This window comes from Salicibibacter cibi, assembly GCF_016495865.1.
In the GTDB taxonomy this organism is placed as follows: Bacteria; Bacillota; Bacilli; order Bacillales; family Marinococcaceae; genus Salicibibacter; species Salicibibacter cibi.
Genome location: NZ_CP054706.1, coordinates 3,784,913 through 3,806,404, shown reverse-complemented (window position 1 = coordinate 3,806,404; position 21,492 = coordinate 3,784,913). Strand labels below are relative to the sequence as shown.

Annotated in this window: 16 protein-coding genes; 12 read left to right on the top strand and 4 right to left on the bottom strand. The window is 44.4% G+C overall.

What is annotated here, in order from left to right; translation table 11 throughout:
- The first annotated feature begins 90 nt into the window (after positions 1-90).
- The 4 genes from rsmG (at position 91) to HUG20_RS18945 (ending at position 3,910) form a co-directional block, all read left to right on the top strand.
- Positions 91-807, top strand: a complete 717-nt coding sequence (gene rsmG, locus HUG20_RS18960; RefSeq protein ID WP_246476477.1) for a 16S rRNA (guanine(527)-N(7))-methyltransferase RsmG — start codon at positions 91-93, stop codon at positions 805-807.
- Between the two features lie 494 nt (positions 808-1,301).
- Entirely contained in the window at positions 1,302-2,174 is an 873-nt protein-coding gene (gene noc / locus HUG20_RS18955) for a nucleoid occlusion protein (protein ID WP_200086572.1), read from the top strand.
- 127 nt (positions 2,175-2,301) lie between these two features.
- On the top strand, positions 2,302-3,063 hold the full coding sequence (locus tag HUG20_RS18950) for a ParA family protein (RefSeq protein WP_200090596.1): 762 nt from the start codon (positions 2,302-2,304) through the stop codon (positions 3,061-3,063).
- Complete coding sequence (locus HUG20_RS18945) at positions 3,056-3,910, top strand: ParB/RepB/Spo0J family partition protein (protein WP_200086564.1); 855 nt, start codon at positions 3,056-3,058, stop codon at positions 3,908-3,910. Before HUG20_RS18950 ends, HUG20_RS18945 begins: the two co-directional genes overlap by 8 nt.
- 372 nt (positions 3,911-4,282) lie before the next feature.
- Here HUG20_RS18945 and HUG20_RS18940 read toward each other — a convergent pair whose 3' ends face one another.
- Entirely contained in the window at positions 4,283-5,062 is a 780-nt protein-coding gene (locus tag HUG20_RS18940) for an enoyl-CoA hydratase/isomerase family protein (RefSeq protein WP_200086562.1), read from the bottom strand.
- Positions 5,063-5,118: 56 nt separating this feature from the next.
- Positions 5,119-5,889 (bottom strand): 2,4-dienoyl-CoA reductase, encoded by a 771-nt coding sequence (gene fadH / locus HUG20_RS18935; protein WP_425504080.1) that lies wholly within the window; start codon positions 5,887-5,889, stop codon positions 5,119-5,121.
- A gap of 279 nt (positions 5,890-6,168) precedes the next feature.
- On the opposite strand from fadH, the gene HUG20_RS18930 reads away from it, so the two are divergent.
- Positions 6,169-6,873 carry a DUF554 domain-containing protein gene (locus HUG20_RS18930; protein ID WP_200086560.1) on the top strand — a complete coding sequence of 235 codons (705 nt, stop codon included), beginning with the start codon at positions 6,169-6,171 and terminating at the stop codon, positions 6,871-6,873.
- 15 nt (positions 6,874-6,888) lie between these two features.
- On the opposite strand, the gene yyaC is transcribed toward HUG20_RS18930, so the two are convergent.
- The gene (gene yyaC / locus HUG20_RS18925) at positions 6,889-7,542 is read right to left on the bottom strand and encodes a spore protease YyaC (protein ID WP_200086558.1); all 654 of its coding nucleotides are present in this window, start codon (positions 7,540-7,542) and stop codon (positions 6,889-6,891) included.
- Between the two features lie 127 nt (positions 7,543-7,669).
- Here yyaC and HUG20_RS18920 point away from each other — a divergent pair, with 127 nt between their 5' ends.
- From HUG20_RS18920 to HUG20_RS18900, 5 genes are all read left to right on the top strand, one after another.
- Positions 7,670-8,692: a YkvI family membrane protein gene (locus HUG20_RS18920; protein ID WP_200086556.1), complete on the top strand. Its 1,023-nt coding sequence runs from the start codon at positions 7,670-7,672 to the stop codon at positions 8,690-8,692.
- A 99-nt stretch (positions 8,693-8,791) separates the two neighbouring features.
- A complete protein-coding gene (locus tag HUG20_RS18915) occupies positions 8,792-8,989 on the top strand; it encodes a DUF951 domain-containing protein (RefSeq protein WP_200086554.1) in 198 nt (65 codons plus the stop codon).
- Positions 8,990-9,004: 15 nt separating this feature from the next.
- Positions 9,005-10,105, top strand: coding sequence for a redox-regulated ATPase YchF (ychF, locus tag HUG20_RS18910; protein ID WP_200086552.1), 1,101 nt, complete (start codon positions 9,005-9,007; stop codon positions 10,103-10,105).
- 1,078 nt (positions 10,106-11,183) lie between these two features.
- The gene (locus tag HUG20_RS18905) at positions 11,184-12,323 is read left to right on the top strand and encodes a ParM/StbA family protein (protein WP_246476476.1); all 1,140 of its coding nucleotides are present in this window, start codon (positions 11,184-11,186) and stop codon (positions 12,321-12,323) included.
- Between the two features lie 9 nt (positions 12,324-12,332).
- Positions 12,333-12,704 carry a hypothetical protein gene (locus HUG20_RS18900; protein ID WP_200086548.1) on the top strand — a complete coding sequence of 124 codons (372 nt, stop codon included), beginning with the start codon at positions 12,333-12,335 and terminating at the stop codon, positions 12,702-12,704.
- Positions 12,705-12,744: 40 nt separating this feature from the next.
- On the opposite strand, the gene HUG20_RS18895 is transcribed toward HUG20_RS18900, so the two are convergent.
- Complete coding sequence (locus tag HUG20_RS18895; protein ID WP_200086546.1) at positions 12,745-13,875, bottom strand: response regulator; 1,131 nt, start codon at positions 13,873-13,875, stop codon at positions 12,745-12,747.
- A gap of 143 nt (positions 13,876-14,018) precedes the next feature.
- Between HUG20_RS18895 and HUG20_RS18890 the strand changes: the two genes are divergently transcribed.
- Positions 14,019-18,161, top strand: coding sequence for a collagen binding domain-containing protein (locus HUG20_RS18890; RefSeq protein ID WP_200086543.1), 4,143 nt, complete (start codon positions 14,019-14,021; stop codon positions 18,159-18,161).
- 50 nt (positions 18,162-18,211) lie between these two features.
- Entirely contained in the window at positions 18,212-21,463 is a 3,252-nt protein-coding gene (locus HUG20_RS18885; RefSeq protein WP_343073218.1) for a Cna B-type domain-containing protein, read from the top strand.
- Positions 21,464-21,492 lie beyond the last annotated feature (29 nt).

The following is a 21,492-nucleotide window of genomic DNA, read 5'->3' as shown; positions in this document are numbered from 1 at the left end:
CAAACCGTCATGTTCTCAAACCGACTAATGAAGCATGGCGGTTTCCCTACATAGCCTACAATTGTAATCAATGGAAAGGCGGTTGTGTTTTTGAAGGAATGGGAAAAATGGCTAGAGGAAATTGATCTTTATCTTCATGATAAGCAAAAGGATCAATTTCAGCGCTATTATGAGACGCTCATTACGTGGAATGAAAAAATGAATTTAACCGGAATCACCGCAAAAAATGAAGTTTATGAAAAACATTTTTATGATTCTTTGCTTGCCACCTGTTGTTACCCGTTTGAGAACGTCCATTCATTAGTTGATATCGGGGGCGGGGCAGGTTTTCCGGGTGTGCCTTTAAAGATTTGTTTCCCCCATATGCAGCTAACCGTCATTGACGCAACGAAAAAGCGGATTCAGTTTCTTGAACATCTCGTAGATCATTTATCACTTGAAAACGTAAATCTGTTACATATGCGCGCCGAAGATGCGGCCAGAGATGAACGCCACCGTGATTCCTATGACGTGGCCATTGCGCGAGCTGTCGCGAAGATGCCGGTTTTGGCAGAATTCTGCCTTCCATTCGTTCGAAAAAATGGAGTGTGGATGGCTTTAAAAGGGAAGGCGGGAGACGAGGAGAGAGAAATGGCAGCACCCGCTATCCGTGCACTTAACGGCGGAAAGGTAGACGAGCATTATTTTGAGCTCCCTACGGAAGCTAGTGACCGCCACATCTATGTGGTCGCCAAGCAAAACGACACTCCTCGTGCTTATCCGCGCAAACCTGCGACGATTAAGAAACAGCCATTGGGATTAAGTTAAACTTCCATCAGAGGGAGTTCCCCTCTGAATTAAGGAAGTCGGCTAAAACCGCCACGTCCTTTGGCAATGCCGGCACTAGTGTTGAGTGGTTGAATTACTCGGTCACCCAGTATCGGGCAAGCTCCGTGTCAATCGACCGCAAGCAGCCGCCCATCGATCTGTTTTCGGCGGTCACCTAGATTTTAGAACGATAGAAGCCTGTGCAAAGAAGGACAACCCAAATCAACCCGTACCTCAGTGGCCTTTGCAGGTGCGACCTTTTATCTCAGCCATGCTGTACTCGTGCCTTCTGTGCGTCGAAACCAATCGGGGTTTTAGTCGCCCGTTTTTCCGGAAGACAGGCATCGGAAACCGGAAGTCGGAAGATCGTTATTCCCTTTCTTTTCCGACCTCTGGCCTTGGAAATCTGACCTCGAGGATAAACGATTGCGTGGACAAATCGATCAGTCGTGATAAAATAAAGAAAAGAAGACATGATCAGGAGGGGGGAGACGGTGAAACATTCGATTCAACGTTTTTTCGGTTTAGGTGATGAGGTCAAAAGCGAAGATTCAGATAAGAACCAAGATGTGGTCAACGAAAGCCGCAATGAGGAAGTTCGCTTATTAACCGTAACTGATATTGTGCCGAATCCGTTCCAACCCCGTACGATATTTTCAGAAGATGCGATCGATGATTTGGCCCAGACCATTCAAACCCACGGCATGTTACAACCGATTATCGTTCGGGAACGGGATGGACATTATGAATTGATTGCCGGGGAACGAAGGTGGCGGGCTGCGCAAAAATTGGGTTGGCCTGAAGTCCCTTCAATTGTAAAAGAATTTAATGATGCCCAGACAGCTTCTCTTGCACTCATTGAAAATCTACAACGGGAAGAATTAACGGTCATCGAAGAAGCAAGGGCATACGAGCAGTTAATACGTTGGCATAACCTAACACAAGAAAGCTTGGCACAGCGACTCGGGAAGGGACAGTCCACCATTGCCAATAAATTAAGGTTGTTATCCTTACCGGAAGACGTACAGACAGCACTCTTAAACAGAGATATATCTGAACGACATGCACGCGCACTTATCCGATTAAAAGATGAACAGCTGCAATTGCAACTTCTGCATGCAATTATCGAGCATTCCTTGAGTGTAAAGGAAGCAGAAGCTTATGCAGAAAAATGGTTGGAAGGAACAAAAGAGCCCAAACAAAAGAAAACGGTAAAGAAACAACATTTTCCAAAAGACATGCGTATCGCCATGAACACGATTCGGCAATCGTTGGAGATGGTTGAAAAATCCGGGATGGAAGTGGAACGCCAGGAAGAAGAACTTGAGGACTATTACCAATTTACGATTCGTATTCCGAAAAAATAATCTATCATCAAAACAAATGATAGATTATTTTTTTCTGGAAAACATGCTAAAATGATAGGTATACATTTTTTATGTCCGCGGCAAAGGAATGTGATCGAGCAACCGCGAAGGAAAGGTTGTGACCGAAGTGGCAAAAGTGATCGCGATCGCGAATCAAAAAGGCGGCGTTGGAAAAACAACAAGTGCCGTCAATTTAAGCGCAAGTTTATCATATATTGGACACCGGGTTTTGCTCGTAGATATTGATCCGCAAGGCAATGCCACGAGTGGAGCAGGCATTGAGAAGGGGGACGTGGACGCTTGTATTTATAATTTGCTCGCAGAGGATGTAGAAGCCAAAGATATCATTTACCCTTCACCGGTGGAAAACCTGTCTGTGCTTCCGGCAACCATTCAGCTATCCGGGGCGGAAATTGAGCTTGTGCCGACTATTTCCCGGGAAATACGTTTGAAAAAAGGGTTAAACACTGTTCAAGATGATTATGACTACATCATCATTGATTGTCCTCCGTCCCTTGGTTTATTGACCATCAATGCGTTGACTGCTGCAGAGGCGATTTTGATCCCAGTTCAATGTGAATATTATGCATTGGAAGGATTAAGCCAGTTATTGAATACGATACGCCTTGTCCAAAAGCATCTAAATTCGAACCTTCAAATAGAAGGCGTATTATTAACGATGTTGGATGCGCGTACGAATTTAGGCATGCAAGTCATTGAAGAAGTAAAAAAATATTTCAGGGAAAAAGTGTTCGGGACGATTGTGCCGAGAAACGTCCGGTTAGGGGAGGCTCCCAGCCATGGTATGCCCATTGTCTTGTACGCGCCAAAATCACGCGGGGCGGATGTATATTTAGAACTTGCAAAGGAAGTGGTTGCAGGTGCCTAAGGGTTTAGGAAGAGGTTTAAATGCTCTGTTTCCCGGCGAAATGGATACGAGTGAAGATGCTGTTCATCATATCGCGCTTAAAGAATTGCGTGTGAATCCTTATCAACCGAGGAAGGATTTTAATGAACAAGCGATCAGCGATTTAAGTGCATCGATCAAACGAAACGGGATCTTACAGCCTTTGATTGTCCGTACAAGCATTAAAGGCTATGAGATCGTGGCCGGAGAAAGACGATTCAGGGCAGCACAGAAGTGCGGGCTGGAAACCGTCCCTGCGATCGTTAGGGACTTCAGTGATGATCGAATGATGGAAATTGCGTTGATTGAGAATTTACAACGGGAAAATTTAAATCCCCTTGAGGAATCTAGGGCATACGCGAAGCTTATGGATCATTTTGGCGTCACGCAGGAAGAATTGGCAAAGCAACTTGGAAAAAGCCGCCCCCACATCGCCAATCATTTGCGATTATTGCAATTGCCTGAAGGGATTCAAAAAACGATTGGCGAGGGAGAAATATCAATGGGGCATGGACGTGCGCTGCTTGGCATCAAACACGAAGGAGAATTGCCCAAAGCCGTCAAAACCGTTCAAGAACAACAACTCAATGTACGCCAAACGGAAGAATTGGTCCAACGCCTTAACAATCGGACACTCAGTAATAGAGCTAAGACAAAAGAAAAAGAACCATCCCCCTACATCCGTGAACAAGAAAATACGCTACAAACGTATTTGGGCACGTCCGTAAATATTAAGCAGGGGAAGAAGAAAGGAAAAATTGAAATCGAATATTTATCGGACGAGGATTTGGCACGTATATTGGAACTGCTCGGACAGGATAGAAGTTAAGTCACCGAGTCCTTGGATATCAGATCCAGGGGCTTGTTTATTTCGTCTTATTTGCCTGTATGGTCACTTCATGGCGCCCGAAAAACCTTATCTTGAATAAGTTGGGGCGCCATAAGCTCTCCATGGTGACCGAAAGTGCACTAAGCTCATGAATCCAGGCACCATAACCGCTTCATGGTGCTCGGGAAGGCTAGCTTTGACTAGTTTCGGTCGTCATGCGCTCGAGCTCGGATAATTTTTCGTGAATATGAGCAGAAAATGTTTTAACCAAGGGATAGCTCGAACAGATTTATCTAATGTTCTTATACTCTATGCATTTTTTGATCCAATCAATGAACTCCATAATAAGGATAAAGCGAGGCTCCCAATGAACTATTTTCCTTGAAATTCAGGTTTCCGTTTTTGTAAAAAGGCTTGAATGCCTTCTTTGACATCTTCTGTTGCAAAGCACCGTTTAATATAGGCATACTCTTGTTTTAATAGATTGCTAAGCTCTTCCTCTCCGTTTGACGAAAGGAGCCGTTTGGAGAACGTCAGGGCGATCGGCGGTCCATCGGCAAGGTCCGCGGCAAATTCCATTATTTGCTCATGGAACGTTTCATCGGCAAATGTTTCGTTTACGAGTCCTGTACGTTCCGCTTTCTCCGCGTTAATATCATGGCCAGTGAAAATCATTTGCGTGGCTTGTCCCTGTCCGACCAAGCGGGGTAGAAAATAACTCATTCCCGCGTCAGGGTTAAGTCCGCGTCGAATATAACCGGTTGTGACCCTTGCCTGATCCGACATAAAACGTAGATCACAAGCAAGCGCCAAGGATAATCCCGCGCCGGCGGCCATGCCATTGATGGCGGCTATCACCGGTTTGTCACAACGGACGATGCCAAGCGCTTGCCGGCCGACCCAACCGAGTTCATCCAATTGTTCGTGCCGCGTGCCAAATGTATTTGGCATCTTTGATAAATCAAGGCCGGAGCAAAACGCACGTCCATTACCGGTGATAACGATGACGCGTACGTCATCATCCGCTGATGCTTCAGCGATGGCATCCTCGATTTGTTTGCTAAGGTCATCATTAATGGCATTCATCCGCTCAGGGCGGTTAAGCGTGATTGTACGTATCCTTTTTTCGGTATTGATGAGTAAAGGTTCCATCTCTTTTTCCCCCTCGTATTATAATCCTATCGACTTCCTGCTTCCGACTTCCGGAATTACATATAGCGGCTGTTGGCGATCCATTGTCCGCCATCTACGGTCATGCAGTCCCCGTTCACATACCGGGATTGACTGGAGACGAGAAATTCAGCGGCATCGGCAACATCCTCCAATTTCCCTACTTCCCCAAGCGGGTTCATGCGCTTGATTTGCTTGACTTGTGATTCTGAAGCAAATAACTTCTCTGCACCTCCGGTATTTTCAATCGGGCCCGGAGCCATGGCGTTGACCCGTATCCCGTATTTCCCCCATTCGATGGCCAGAGATTTTGTCAAGGCTAAAATTCCGCCTTTGGCAGCGGCAGAGTGTACAACTCCCGCTGAACCTGTCCAGGCATATGTAGCGATCATATTTAGCATCGATCCGCCTTTTTCCTGGGCAATCATTTCTTGTCCGACGAGTTGCGAGCAGTTCCAAGTCCCGTTCAAGCAAATATCAATGACGGCCTTCCAACCGTTCTCGGATAAGTTCTCTGCTTGAGAAATAAAGTTTCCTGCTGCATTGTTGACGAGGATGTCGATTTGCCCGAATGCATTTTTCGTTTCATCTACAGTGCGTTGAACATCATCGCGATCGCGCACGTCCATCTGAACGGTTAATACGCCGGCGTTCGTTTTGTTTTGGATGTCTGATTTTGCATTTGCCAACCGTTCTTCATTTCGTCCGGTAATGACAATATTCGCACCTTTTGAAGCAAAGCGTTCTGCCATCGCTTTTCCCATGCCATTGCTTCCTCCTGTCACAATCGCTGTTTTTCCACCCAACATCAGAAACACTCCTTTTCATTAGAAAACTTGGCTTTTCGACAAGCTTTTACGGCGAAAGCCTTAGTCTAGGTAAGAAAGTTGATTTATACTTTTTCCTACTAAATGTTTAAACATTTTCGCCTTCGCCAATAAATGAATATTCATTCATTCTTGCATTATAACATACAAAGTTAAGATTCATAGTACATCGATTAATCAGAGTGTTTTTGAATCCCCATGAATTGCAAAAACTGTTATCATGGATAATTAGACTGAAGCAGCAAAGGAGATCGGAAGGCGATGGCTTTAATCGGTACGTTGGTCAACGGGATCGCGATTATCGTTGGTTCTATGCTGGGACTCATTTTTACACGTATTCCGGAACGGGTGAAAACGACGGTGATGCAAGCGATCGCGTTGGCAGTGATTTTGTTGGGTATCAATATGGGGTTGGAGAGCGATCAGTTTCTGATCACGATTGGCAGCCTCGTTCTCGGCGCCGTTCTTGGGGAATGGGGACGGATTGAAGCGCGTTTGAACAATTTTGGGCATTGGATGGAAAAAAAAGCAGGAACTAGCGGCGGAGAGGGATTATTCGCGAAGGGATTCGTCACGGCATCCCTCGTCTACGTGGTTGGTGCAATGGCCGTGTTGGGAGCGCTGGACAGCGGGCTTAGGTTGGATCATAGCTTGCTTTATACAAAAGCGATGCTTGACGGGTTTTCTGCCATTTTTTTCGCTTCCATGATGGGGATTGGTGTCCTGTTTTCCGTTGTGCCAGTTGTTCTCTATCAAGGGGCCATTGCGTTACTGGCCGGACAAATTAATCGAATCGTCCCTGACCCTCTATTGGAAATGTTTATAACGGAAATGACCGCTGCCGGGGGCGTCATGATTGTCGCAATAGGGCTACGCTTGCTCGGTATTGTTGATGTAAAGGTCGCAAACTTGTTGCCGGCGATTCCTGTTGTGTTTATGATAACGGCATTGCTTTATTTCTTTTGATGATTATTTTTTGCCCTACTCTTTTGCAGGAGCAGACATTTCATGCGCAGATGATTGAATCATATGCCGGCGCCTCGTAGGTGTGAGAGATGGTGGATGACTTAGACGGCGATCTGCGCGTAAGATTGCATTAGACGTTCGCTCGGCCATTTTCATGACAAGGTTCAGTCGTGTATTTTGCAAAACAAAATATTCCATCATTCCACCTACGTTTACGGTTCCGGTCATGTGCATATGCCCAATATCCGGAAGCGTTTTTTTCACCGCGCTTCCGGGCCGAACCGGACCGGAAGCAAGTGTAATTTTCCCGACGTTATAGGATTTTCCCATGCTTGCATCGATGGCGATGAGGAACGGGTGCCGGTAGTTATCCAAAACATGGTCCAGTGTTTCTTGCAAATTTAAGGCATGGACGGGTTGCTGAAGGGTACCGTAAACAACGAATGACATGGGGCTGTTTTCCGACAACATCGTCCCGGTTAATGGTCCGAACGCATCTCCCGTTGAACGATCGGTTCCGATGCAAATGATGACGATCTCCCTATGTAAAGAGATAAATTGAATTTTTTCAAACAAACGGCTTGCAAGCGGCTTTTCCATAGCAGGATCGTCCACATGGAATGGATGGGAAAACGGTTCCTCGATGGAAAATGATCTATTGTAAGACATACCCAGCGCTCCTTTTTCATACTAGTCCCAGTATAAGGGAAAGTTTGCCGTTCTATACGTCCTGAACCGGAACAATTGTACTCAGGAAAAAACGAACGAGTGAATATTGGACAAGGGAGAGACATCTATGATCGGACGTGGGTTAAAATGGATGTTTTTGCTTACGGGAGCAATGGTTGGCGCCGGTTATGCTTCCGGACGTGAAATATGGCAATTTTTTGGCGAAGAAAGTGTGGCAGCAATTATTTTATTCAGCGCTCTTTTTGCCATCTGCTCTATGGTTATTTTAAAGCTAAGCATTCAACAAGGCGCGCAAAACTATGTGTCTGTTCTGCAAACATTACTGGGAGAGCGTCTCGCAAAATTTTATGACGTACTGATTATCTTGTATTTATTTACAACGACGGGGATCATGATTTCCGGCGGCGGCGCAACGTTGGAAACGTTCGAATTTCCATATTGGCTTGGCGTTTTTTTCATGTGTCTTTTCCTTGTTGTTTTGTTTATATGGGATATCGATGGGTTAACGACGGTCAATAATATACTAACGCCGGCGTTGATCATTGCATTAATTTCGATTTTGATTTTATTTCAAGTATCCAGCGACGGTGGATTTGTCCTTGAGTGGGGAGCGCAGTCCAATTGGCCATCGGCCCTTATGTTTATGGGACTGAATTTATTGCCTATCGTTGCCGTGCTGGCGGCAATTGCCCCGAAAGTCCAAACGGAAGGGGAAATTTGGATTGCTACGTTTGGCAGCGGCCTTGTGCTTGGCGGCGTCTCTTATTTGTACAACCAATCGTTGCTCGTGGTGGCCGATGATATCTTATTATATGAAATTCCCTTGTTTTCCATTCTGAGTACCTATCCGTCTATCCTTGTCCTTGCCATGACATTGCTTTTGTTTACCGCCATCTATACAACGGCGGCAATTAATATGCTCGGTCTTATGAGTCGTTTCCGTCGCGTTCTCAAGGGACCTGGTTGGATACTGGCTTGCATGATCATTTTTCTCCTTTTACCAATGACTGTGTTTGGTTTTTCAACCCTTGTAAGCTTTCTTTACCCGCTTTACGGGGTCGTCAATCTCTATTTGCTGGGTGCGGTCTTGCTGTATCCGTTTCTGTCTCAGCAGTTTCAGCAAAAATGAATGTGTTTTACCGGCGAATATGATATAATACAAGTTGTTTTTGAAACTCACGCTGTTTTCAACTATAAAAATACATGACGGAGAAAGGGGCGGGATACGTTGTCGGACAAGGCATTCCAACTGCATGACATTGTTGAAATGAAAAAACCCCATCCTTGCGGAACGAATCGCTGGCAAATTATTCGCATGGGCATGGATATTCGCATCAAATGCCAAGGATGTGGGCACAGTGTGTTGATTCCGCGCAAAACGTTTACCCGCAAAATGAAAAAAGTATTGGAAAGCGAAGAAAGTTGAGGGAAGTGACCGAATATGGCTTTAACAACAGGCATCGTGGGCTTGCCCAATGTAGGCAAGTCCACGTTATTTAATGCAATTACCCAGGCCGGTGCGGAAGCGGCAAATTATCCGTTCGCGACGATTGATTCGAACGTTGGCATTGTGGAAGTCCCGGATGAACGGTTGCAAGTGTTAACCGAATTAGTGAACCCGAAGAAAACAGTTCCGACAGCTTTCGAATTTACCGATATCGCAGGGATTGTCGAAGGGGCAAGCCATGGAGAAGGGCTAGGCAATAAATTTCTTTCCCATATCCGGGAAGTCGATGCCATTTCGCATGTGGTTCGCTGCTTTGAGAGCGGAGATATTACGCACGTATCCGGCCGAGTGGATCCGGTGCGTGACATTGAAGTCATTAACTTAGAATTGATTCTCGCCGATCTGGAAACCGTAGGTAAACGCATAGAAAAAGTGGCGAAACAGGCGAAATCAAAAGATAAGGATGCGCTCGCCGAACAGGCGGTACTGGAAAAATTAATGGCAGCGCTTGAAGCGGAAAAACCGGCACGGAGCGTCAACTTGGACGATGAAGAGGAGAAAGTCGCGAAAGGTTTTCAATTGCTGACGAAAAAGCCGATCCTGTACGTGGCGAATGTCAGCGAAGACGATTTAATGGCTGAAGAAGAAAACGAACATGTCCAACGCGTACGCGACCTAGCGGCGATGGAAGGGGCAGAAGTGATCACGATTTGCGCGAACATTGAAGCGGAAATCGCGGAACTGGACGGGGAAGACCGGGAATCGTTTTTGGAAGACCTCGGTATCGAAGAAGCAGGCTTGGATCGTCTTATCCGCGCGGCTTATGACTTGCTGGGCTTAAACACGTATTTCACTGCCGGGGAACCGGAAGTGCGTGCCTGGACGATTCGGAAGGGGACGAAAGCTCCGCAAGCGGCCGGTGTCATCCATTCTGATTTTGAACGTGGATTTATACGTGCTGAAATTGTAGCATATGAGGACTTAAAAGCTTATGGATCCACGGCAAAAGCAAAAGAAGACGGTAAAGTTCGATTGGAAGGAAAAGATTACATCGTTCAAGACGGTGATGTGATTCATTTTCGATTTAACGTTTGAGAGGGAAGCCCCCTCTCTTTTTTTTGGTAGGAGAAAAGTATAAATCAATTTCGTATGAAAATGATCAATCATAGCACGTGCATGGCGCCTGAAATAGACGGTGGCGCTCGGATTCAGGTCTCATGGAGCGGTCATGGTGCCCGAAATTCACATCGGCATTCGGATTCGGTCTTCATGGAGCGGTCATGGTGCCCGAAATACACGTCGGCATTCGGATTCGGTCTTCATGGAGCTGTCATGACGCCCGAAATACACGTCGGCATTCGGATTCAGGTCTCATGGAGCGGTCATGGTGCCTGAAATACACGTCGGCATTCGGTTTCGGTCTTCATGGAGCGGTCATGGTGCCCGAAATACACGGCGCCCCTCGGATTCGGTCTCCATGATCGGGGTGCATTTTATAGTGGCTCAAGTAAAACACAGGCGCCAACGGTCTCTCAGTGTATACCTAGGTCTTTTCACTTTTCATGCCTTTTCTAGAAAGGCCCCCATTACAGGCATGAACAATACAGATAATAATAGGCAGTTTCAATATTTTTTTTGCGTGACCTCAGCACAATAAAGGCTTCTGTTAATACAGGGCATTTTCATCAATAGTCACCAAAAAGCATCCGCCTGGTTGTGTTGCCAAACCCTGAAGGCTATACGCTCAAATAACTATTTTTATGATAGTTATTACTTACATAAATGGGCTAAGGCTTTCACCATAAAGTTTGGTGAAAAGCCAAGTTTTCTAAATTGAAATTGCAACGATAGGGGAGGGGAGGGTCTATGATGATAAGTACGTTTTATAACGGGACGATTCTATCAATTTACGGCAAGATTTTGCTTAACCTCGTTTTCCATAGTATAATCTATTTAACTAAAAAGCATTGATTTTGAATCCGAAAGGAATGATAAAAGAATCCATAAAGAATTACTTAAGCATCCAAAAGATATTTATTCATCTATTTTGCACAGGGGGATTCCAAAGAGAATACTTATTTTCATCCAAAAAGGGTTACTAAGGAATTCATAAAGAACCCAAAAAGCATCCAAAAAGCACCTCATTATCATGAACGACGGGAGAGGGTATGAAATGTTAATGGCAGCGGATATCGGAAATTCAGAGACGAAGATGTACATCGAAGATCGTTTTTTAACGCAACCATCTGTGGTGAAGCGAGTGAATCGAGTACCCGAAATAGCAGATACAAATCTTGCACAAAGCATCGCGCGTATTGAAGAAGATTTGCTGATTCATGTAACGAGCGACGCGATTAAAAAGAATGGAACGTATTTTGTCGGAAATCGCGCAAGCAAAATCAATGATATGGTAGAAAATATTAATATTAAACTTGGAAATAAATACAGACACGATATCCCCGTAATTGTCTGTCTTGGCATGATCGCCGGTAATGAAGTCAAAACGTATTATGAGTCGAATGAAGAGTTGCCGAAGGTTTTAGAAATAGAAGGAAATTTGTCGACAGCGATTCCGGCATCTGAACATACCAACGAACGTGCTGAACATTTGCAGAAGCGACTGGAGGGCAAAACACATACGGTCATATTATATGTCGCAGACCAAATGGTTACAGTTATGGTTACATTTCATGAAGTAAATGTCACGACAGAAGGGGTACCCGCGCTTTACGCCCTGCTAACTGCAAAAGATGATATTTTGAAACATTATGATGATCAATATGATTCTAAAATGAAACCGAAAGACATGGCTGATCAAAATATTTTACACGCAGATATCGGAGACGGTACGACCGAGTACATTTATACCGAAGAAAAAAATGCGGTGCTTGATCTCTGTGATGGAGCAAGGCATGGCGTTGGGCATGCAACCCAAGAAGCAATCAAACTGTTGAAAAACGAGGTTGGAGGTCACCTTTCCCTTAACCGGCAACAATTTATGAATGTCTATCAAGATGATACAAATAATTTACATGAAGTTGCCGTGCAAAGCATGGACGAAGCAAGGTACTTGCAAGCGCAACTTATTTTGGAAGATATACAAGAACGGGCGATGAATACAGCGGGCCGAGTTGATAAAATTATGGTCTACGGTGGAGGAAGCATCCAATTTTATGACGATCTTTTTGAAGACCTTTTGGATTATGCCAACGAGGCAAAAATCGAAGTCATTTGGGTGCCGGATGAATACGCAGTGAACATGAATATTAATGGATTAAAGGTCTTGAATGAAAAACTTCTTTATAATAAATAGGTGATTGCAATGGCGAAAAAGCGAGTGACGTATACGTGGAAATTAAATACCGAACGGGACCCGGATGCGATTAATGAATGGTTGGACGCCCAGTCCAACATTCGCGATTCGCTCTCTTTTCTCGTGCAAGTCATGCAAGAGCGCTTCGGAAACGTTGATATTCGCGATATTGAAACCTCGAAGGAATTGCTTCAATTCATGCATGAGGAGGAAACAAGAACAGCAAATAAAGAACCGAGAACGAAGCAAGAATCCCGGGCTTCGTTCGATGATGCGCAACAAAGTGAAACAGTAAATGAGGAAGCCAGCGAGGCGGAAAAAGATGAAACTGACGACATATTTTCCGGCATCGACGGCAATGCCATATTTACAAGACGATGAAAATACAAGAAGCGGGACGCGTTGACCCCCGCTTCTTTTTTTACATTGTTTTATCGCTTTTCCATTGCTTGTACCATTGCGTTATATTCGGTCTAACTTGTAAACCCAAATCTTTCATTGCCTTTGTCAATTGGTGATACTGGTGGTCGATAAATAAACCGATTCCCAGTTTTGCATATAACTTCATTAATAAAAAATGAGCATCTTCCTCTTCCGGTCTTGCGGTACAAATCTTAATATACCACGTTTCCGACATTTCCAAATTATCCTGTTTATCATAATAACCTGCCATTTCATAAGCGACTTTTATCCATAGCTGTTCCAGTCGGAACCGCTCTCCTTCTGCCCATAAATAGTCATACTTCTCTAAAAAACCTCCTGTATATAATTTCATCGTTTCCTCATAATCATTAATTGTTTCTGTCGTGAGACGGGGAGCAGCAATGATTTGTTTTTCCCACTCAACCAAATCAATGAAGACATCTTTCGTAGATAACATATAGCCTGCTCCCAAGTTTTTTATGGTGAAGTGCTCTTTATATTTATGCAATGTTTTCCGTAGATGATAGATCGCTGTATATAGCTGTGAATATGCTTTTTCTTCGGGGAAATCTGCCCATAGCAGTTCGGTTAACTCGGATTTGCGAAAGGTTTTGTTGCTGTGATGGAGTAAATAAAGAAATAATTCCCGGGATTTTGTTGTTCGAAATTGAATGAAATCAAGTTTATCATTTGTCAACTTGAAACTTAGCTCTCTGGATACGTTTACTCGTAGCACATTACGTTCTCTTAAAGGCTTATGTATTCGTTGATTTACCTTTAATTCAACTCTTTCCAACGTCTTTTTTAACCGATCTATTTGTAGGGGCTTAAGCACATAGTCTAATGCATTTAATTCAAATGCTTGTACGGCATAATCATTAAAAGCAGTAACAAAAACAATTGAAATATCCGCATCGATTTCAAGTATCCTTTCTGCCAACTCAAGTCCATTGATTTCAGGCATTTCTATATCTAAAAAAAGAACATCAACTTCCTCTAAAAGAGCAACATGCTTCTCAATGTCCAAATGATTAAATTTTCCTATGACTTCAATACCGCCAACTTTATTTACTTGGTGTTCCAGAAAATCTAAAGCGAGAGCTTCATCGTCAACAAGAATTGCTTTCACCAAGATCCCCCCGTTTATGGTTCTATAGGACTATTATACATTATATTTTTTCAGCTGTTAATTTTTTTGTAGATAAATTGTAGAGTCCTATCTTATAAACTAAAAAAATGAAAGGATTATATATTAAAGAAAGGGGATTTAAGTTGGCGAAGCGTTTAGGAATGATCTTTATTGCAGTTTTAATCGCGTTCCAACCTTATTTGGTGCAAATACAAACTGCGACAGCTCAAGGTAGTGACGATGTTGCAACGGAAGCCAAGTTGTTAGATGGAGAAACCGATCTAAGTCAAAAGGATGAAGTAGACCGTGAAGAGCAGTTTGAACTAGAACTTGCTTATCAATGGTCGGAACAATCGGATGAGCAGTCTATCTCCGTAACGGTACCAGAAGAAATTATTTTGGAGGATGCCGGCGGGGACATTGAAAATGAGGATGGCCAGCAAGTTGGAACGTATCAAGTGGAGAACCAGAACATCACGTTGATTCCCGAAGAGGAAGATCAGCAAGGTGTTCTTGTTTTGCAGGCTTCTTGGAATGCTAATCTCATTGAAGAGATCGAAGAAGCGGACCTTACATTCCAACATCCTCAAGAATTGCAGGAAATGGAAATTTCCTTTGAGCCTTTGATAACAGAGGAAGAGGATGAAGAAGAACAAGAAGCAGAAGAGGAAGAAGAGCAGCAGGAAGAAAGTGACGGCCGTTCTGAAGAGGATGCTGCCGATGACGAGGAGCCATCAGACGAGCAGGTAACCGAGGAAGAAGCAGCACAGGAAGACACCGATGGTTCAACAGAAGAAGAACAAGAAGTAGAAGAGAATGAAGCAAAAGAAGAAACAGAAGAAGAAGCAGAAGTGGCTGAAAATGATGAAGAGACTTCAGAATCTGAGGAAGCCGGAGAATCAGCTGAGGCGACGCAGGCCGACACACAGAATGACAAGCACGGGTTTAACTTAGAGATTGGCAATGTGATGGATCTGGATGGCAATGCATACGGCGAAGAGAATTTACTGGATCCGGCAGAAGAATTTTGGCTAGGGCTGAGCTGGAACTTAGAAAATGACCATAACTATGAAGATGGGGATACGGAAACTTTTGAACTTCCCAACGGCATTACAATCGATGATGAGATGACTGGTGAGTTAGTGGATGATGCCGGTCAAGTCGTAGCAACCTATACAATAGGCACGGATAAACAAGTCGAATTAACATTTACAGATTTTGTTGAAACGCATAGCAATGTAGAAGGTTGGCTAGAAATCATTTCAACATTGGATGAGGAAAATGTTGAAATCGACGATGGCGACGCGATTATTGAACCCATTGGCGAAGAGGGCGAAATCAGGATCCCTATTGATTTAGGTGAACGAGAGAAAACGATCGAAAAAGAGGGGACACCAAATAGTAGCTATAATGCTGATGAAATTACATGGGAAGTAATCATTAATAAGGATCAAGTGTCATTAGATAATGCAATCGTCACCGACGTCCTTCCCGAAGGAACGGAGTATCAGGAAGGAAGCCTGAATGTCGTTGAATTAGACGTCGATTTAAACGGCAATGTCATTGGCGATGGCGATGAAGTCGAAGGCATCGATGAGACGTTTGCTGACGGTGAATTGAATATCCCGCTCGGCGATATTCAAGATGCTTACCGCATTGAGTATGTCACGTCAGTCACGGACAATGAGGAAACGGAATTCCAAAATAACGCGACACTTTCAGATGATGAACTGGAAGATACGTCAGCAAATGCTACCGTAACCATTGATCGAGGCGACCCGATTAATAAAAATGCTGTCGCAGAGTATGATCCTTTAACAGGGATGATTGAATGGGAAATTGAATTCAACTACGATGAGCAGAATTTGGAAGATGTCACCCTGTCTGATTCATGGACGCCTGAAGGGGCACTGGAATTAGTCGAGGACAGTCTCGATTTCATTGAAATGGAGATTGATGAAGACGGCAGTGCACATGAAACTGGTAATGTCGGCCTGCCGGAGGGTGCTGAACTTCAATCGATTGAAGATGGATTTGAAGTCACCGGAATTACAACCGATAACCCATATAAAGTCACGTATCAAACAGAAGTGACAGACCGTGTGTTGGATGGTTTTAGCGTTGAGAATACGGCTGGCTTTGGCGGCGAATCAGAGACTTCCGGCACGGGTATCGGTACGTACTATGGTGCGAAGTCAGCCGGAACAATTGACTACGCAGAAAATACCGTTGATTGGACCATCCGCATTAACCATGATGAATACCCAATGGAGAATATCAGTATCGAGGATACACTGGGTGAAGGGTTAACGTTGATTGAGGATTCAATGGCGGTAACCGTTGGTGGAGAAGATTATACAGACTATGCACTTTCTGGCGAAAATCCATTCACCATTGCGTTCCCTGAAGACTACACGACAGATGAAGAGATCCTTATCACGTATCAAACCAATTATGTTGCAGACGAATTGCCGGATAATACGGCAACAAATCATGCAGCTATCACGTGGACGCCGGAAGGCGAAGAAGACTCGATTACAAGAGACGTTGAAGCAGAAACCGAGCTAAACTGGCAAACAGAGCAACGTGACTGGAAAAACGGGTCATACGATCCTGAATCCAAAGAAATTACGTGGACGGTTTATTCCAATTACCGTGAAAATAACATTAACGATTTAATTGTTACCGATGCGCCGCAAGGTAATCAAGCGATCATCGAGGATTCTGTTGAAGTCACAGAACTGGCCATAGAGCCAAATGGTGATATAACGGAAGGCAACACCTTGGAAGATGTCGCAAGTGTCGACGAAGGGGAAAATACATTACAAGTCGACATTGGTGACACAAACAACGCGTATAAAATTGAGTACAGAACATCGCTCGAAGGTTTAAGTGATATCCAAAGCGAGTATGTGAACGAAGCAGAAGTATTAGATGGAGACGAAACGTTATCCAATTTAGAAGCCACAGTAGGTATAGCAGAATCAGCTACGTATGGCGACAAGTCCGGTGATCAAGATGGAAAACAAGTGCAGTGGTCCATCGATGTGAACCTTGGGCAACAAGAAATCAGTAACTTAACACTTGAGGACTCCATCTCTGACAATCAAGCGTATCTTGAAGATACGATTACAGTGTATCATGCAAGCGTTGATGTAAATGGAAATACCACCAGAGGAGACGAAGTTTCCGAAGATGAGTATGAGTTAACGTTTAATGAAGATGATCAAGCATTTACGATCGAATGGAACGACACAGTAGAGCGTCCGTTTATCGTTGAATATTCCACATTGTTCTTTGCAGGGCATGGCGAAGATGTCACAAACTCCTATGACATAACAGGTGACAATATCATTGAAGATGGTCAAACAGATGGTGACGGTTCGGTAACCATTAGCCAAACATCTTCAGGCGGCGGATCAGGTGAAGCCGGCTATCTCGTGATCGATAAGGTTGATACAACAGATGGCGGGGAAGAAAAGCTTGCCGGAGCAGAATTTGACTTAATCGATGCAGATACCGGCAATGTATTAAAAACCGGCATAACCGACGATGATGGCCAAATTGATTTTGGGCGTTTGCTATATGGTGACTATGTACTACACGAAACGACTGTACCGGATGGTTATGTCACACCGGAAGAAAGCCGAACCATTACCATTGATGAAGCATACGATCCGGATGCAGATCTAACCGATTATGCCTATACTGTGGAGAATTATGAACCTGTATTTGCTATCGAATTGGCGAAAGTCGATGACTTAGGGGAAAATATCTCCGGAGTTGAGTTCGAACTCTATAATTTGGATGATGACTTAATAGCAACTGAAACAACCGACGCCGATGGCAACATTTTGTTTGAAGATTTACCAGGGGCAGGAACATACTACTTGGAAGAAACAGAGACTCCCGCTGGTTATGAACCAAATGAAGATAGCATTGAGGTAGAAGTTGGTGCAGAAGAAAGAGAACCGGTAATAATAACAGTAGAGAACCAACGTGAATTAACGGAAGTCTCCGGAACAAAGACGTGGGACGATGCTGACAACCAGGATGGTATCCGCCCGGATTCCATCACCGTGAATCTTTTAGCTAATGGCGATACAGTCGATTCCACTGAAGTCACGGCAGAAGACGATTGGGAATATAGCTTCACAGGATTGCCGCAATATGACAATGAGGAAGAAATTACGTCGTACACGGTAGAGGAAGAAGACGTGGACGTTGATGGTTACACATCGGAAGTGGATGGCCATGACATTATAAACAGCTATACCCCGAAGTAACCGAAGTCACAGGTGATAAGACATGGGAAGATGATGAAAACCGAGATGGTATCCGTCCGGATTCCATTACCGTGAATCTTTTGGCCGACGGCGAGCCAGTCGATTCGACTGACGTAACGGAAGAAGACCATTGGGAATATGGTTTCACAGACTTACCCAAATATGAAGCTGGCGAAGAGATTGAATATACAATTACAGAGAATACTGTAGAAAATTACACGCAGGATATTGAAGGTTATGATATAACCAACCATTACACGCCGGAAGAAACAGCGGTCACTGTCACGAAGAACTGGGACGACGCCAATGATCAGGACGGTATCCGTCCGGACAGCATTGACGTGCAATTAACGGCGAATGGCGATGTCGTTGGTGATCCAGTTGAATTGTCGGAAGAAAACGATTGGAATCATACGTGGGAGGAACTGCCTTTGAACGAAGCAGGAGAAGCCATTGACTATTCCGTCGTTGAAGAAACAGACGTACCGGAATATGACACAGAAGTGGAAGATGACAATCACGGCAACATCATCCTCACAAATGCTCATACTCCGGAAGAAATTGATATTTCCGGCGAAAAAATATGGGAAGATGCCGATGACCAAGATGGCATTCGCCCGGAATCAGTCACTGTAAACCTCTTGGCTGATGAAGAAGCGATTGATTCCATGGAAGTCACGGCAGAAGACAATTGGGAATACAGTTTCACAGATTTGCCGAAATATGAAGCTGGCGAAGAAATAGACTATAGGATCACAGAAGACCCTGTAGAAGATTATGAAACGGCCATTGATGGATTTGATGTAACCAATAGTTACACACCGGAAGTAACTGAGGTCACAGGTGAAAAGACATGGGACGATGCCAATAACCAAGATGGCATTCGCCCGGAATCAGTCACCGTGAATCTTTTGGCTGACGGCGAGCCAGTCGATTCCACTGAAGTCACTGCAGAAGACGATTGGGAATATAGCTTCACAGACTTACCGAAATATGAAGCTGGTGAAGCGATAACGTATACTGTTACAGAGAATACCGTCGAAAATTACACGCAGGATATTGAAGGTTACGATATAACCAATCATTACACGCCGGAAGAAACAGCAGCTACCGTCACGAAGAGCTGGGACGATGGCAATAATCAAGACGGCATACGTCCGGACAGCATTGACGTACAATTAACGGCGAACGGTGAAGCCTATGGCGATCCGGTAGAGTTATCTGCAGAGAACGACTGGACGTACACATGGGATGAATTAGACGCAAATGCATCTGGTGAAGCTATTGACTATTCCGTCGTTGAACTGACAGAAACACCGGAATACGAAACATCCGTGGATGATGACAATCATGGTAACATCATCATTACAAATGCCTATACACCGGAAGTAACCGAAGTATCAGGAACAAAAACCTGGGACGATGCTGATAACCAGGATGGTATCCGACCAGAATCAATTACAGTAAATCTCTTTGCAAATGGCGAACAAATAGACGATGCTGAAGTCACTGTAGCAGACGATTGGGAATATCGTTTCACAGACCTGCCAAGATATGAAGCCGGCGAAGAAATAGATTACAGGATCACAGAAGACCCTGTAGAAGGTTATGAAACGACCATTGAAGAATTTGATGTAACTAATCGTTACACGCCGGAAGTAACTGAGGTCTCAGGTGAAAAGACATGGGAAGATGCCGACAATCAAGATGGGGTCCGCCCGGAATCCGTAACCGTGAATCTTTTAGCCGATGGTAGCCAAGTTGATTCTGAAGAAGTGACGGCAGAGGACGACTGGGCCTACAGCTTCACAGATTTACCGAAATATGAAGCTGGTGACGAGATTAATTACACCGTTACAGAGAACACCGTCGAATATTACACGCAGGCCATTGATGGTTTTGACATCACCAACCATTACACACCTGAAGAAACGGCTGTCACTGTAACGAAGAGCTGGGACGATGCCCAGAACCAAGACGGAATCCGCCCGGACAGCATTGAGGTGCAGTTAACAGCTGATGGTGAAGAACATCGTGATCCGGTAGAACTATCTGCAGAGAACGACTGGACGCACACATGGGATGAATTAGATGCAAATGCATCTGGGGAAGCCATTGATTATTCCGTTGAAGAACTGACAGAACTACCAGGATATGACGCATCCGTGGATGATGACAATCATGGCAACATTATCATCACAAATGCTTACACACCTGAAGAAACAGATGTATCCGGAACGAAGACATGGGACGATGCCGATAATCAAGATGGTGTCCGCCCGGAATCCGTAACAGTGAATCTTTTAGCCGATGGTGCCATTGTTGACTCCACTGAAGTCACGGAAGAAGGCGAGTGGGCTTATAGCTTCACAGGCTTACCGAAATATGAAGCCGGTGAAGAGATTGTTTATACAGTGACGGAAAACACAGTAGAGCATTACACGCAAGATATCGAAGGTTATGATATAACCAACCGCTATACACCTGAAGAAACAGCGGCCACCGTCACGAAGAATTGGGATGATGCCAATAACCAAGACGGCATTCGCCCGGACAGCATTGAGGTGCAGTTAACGGCGGACGGGGAAGAACAAGGTGATTCCGTAGAACTATCTGCAGACAACGACTGGACGTACACATGGGATGAATTAGATGCGAAAGCAGCAGGAGAAGCCATTGATTATTCCGTCGTTGAGTTGACAGAATCGGAATATGAAGCATCAGTGAATGATGAGAATCACGGCAACATCATCATCACAAATGCTTATACACCGGAAGAAACAGACGTATCCGGAGCGAAGACCTGGAAAGATGGCGATAACGATGATGTTCGCCCGGATTCCATTACAGTGAAACTTCTAGCCGATGGCGCAATTGTTGATGACATGGCAGTCACTGAAGAAGACGATTGGGAATATCGTTTCACAGACTTGCCCAAATACGAAGCTGGCGAAGAAATTGACTATAGCATTTCAGAGAAAGCTGTAGAGGGCTATGAAACGGCTGTTAACGGTTATGATCTCACGAACACGCTTATAACAGATGAAGACGGGGAAGCTAAACCGGGCAAACCGACCGATCCTGAAAAAGATGAGACAAAACCGGATCAAGAAGACAAAACAGACAAAACCACTGACGCTGAAAGAGAAGGTGCAACGAAAGAAGACGAAAGTGATGATACAGGTGGACTACTACCTGACACAGCGACAAATCTGTTTAATATGCTCCTTGTCGGCGTAGGGTTGTTAATCGTTGGATTAGCACTCACAATGCTTTATCGCAAAAGAAGAACAGTTGAATAGGCTCGTATAACAATAAAGCTTTCATATAC

Bases quoted from the DNA above. Each gene is read 5' to 3' on its own strand.
- fadH (WP_425504080.1), bottom strand. From the start codon at position 5,889: ATGTTGGGTGGAAAAACAGCGATTGTGACAGGAGGAAGCAATGGCATG.
- ychF (WP_200086552.1), top strand. From the start codon at position 9,005: ATGGCTTTAACAACAGGCATCGTGGGCTTGCCCAATGTAGGCAAGTCC.
- HUG20_RS18900 (WP_200086548.1), top strand. From the start codon at position 12,333: ATGGCGAAAAAGCGAGTGACGTATACGTGGAAATTAAATACCGAACGG.
- HUG20_RS18920 (WP_200086556.1), top strand. From the start codon at position 7,670: ATGATCGGACGTGGGTTAAAATGGATGTTTTTGCTTACGGGAGCAATG.
- HUG20_RS18930 (WP_200086560.1), top strand. From the start codon at position 6,169: ATGGCTTTAATCGGTACGTTGGTCAACGGGATCGCGATTATCGTTGGT.
- HUG20_RS18905 (WP_246476476.1), top strand. From the start codon at position 11,184: ATGTTAATGGCAGCGGATATCGGAAATTCAGAGACGAAGATGTACATC.
- HUG20_RS18940 (WP_200086562.1), bottom strand. From the start codon at position 5,062: ATGGAACCTTTACTCATCAATACCGAAAAAAGGATACGTACAATCACG.
- yyaC (WP_200086558.1), bottom strand. From the start codon at position 7,542: ATGTCTTACAATAGATCATTTTCCATCGAGGAACCGTTTTCCCATCCA.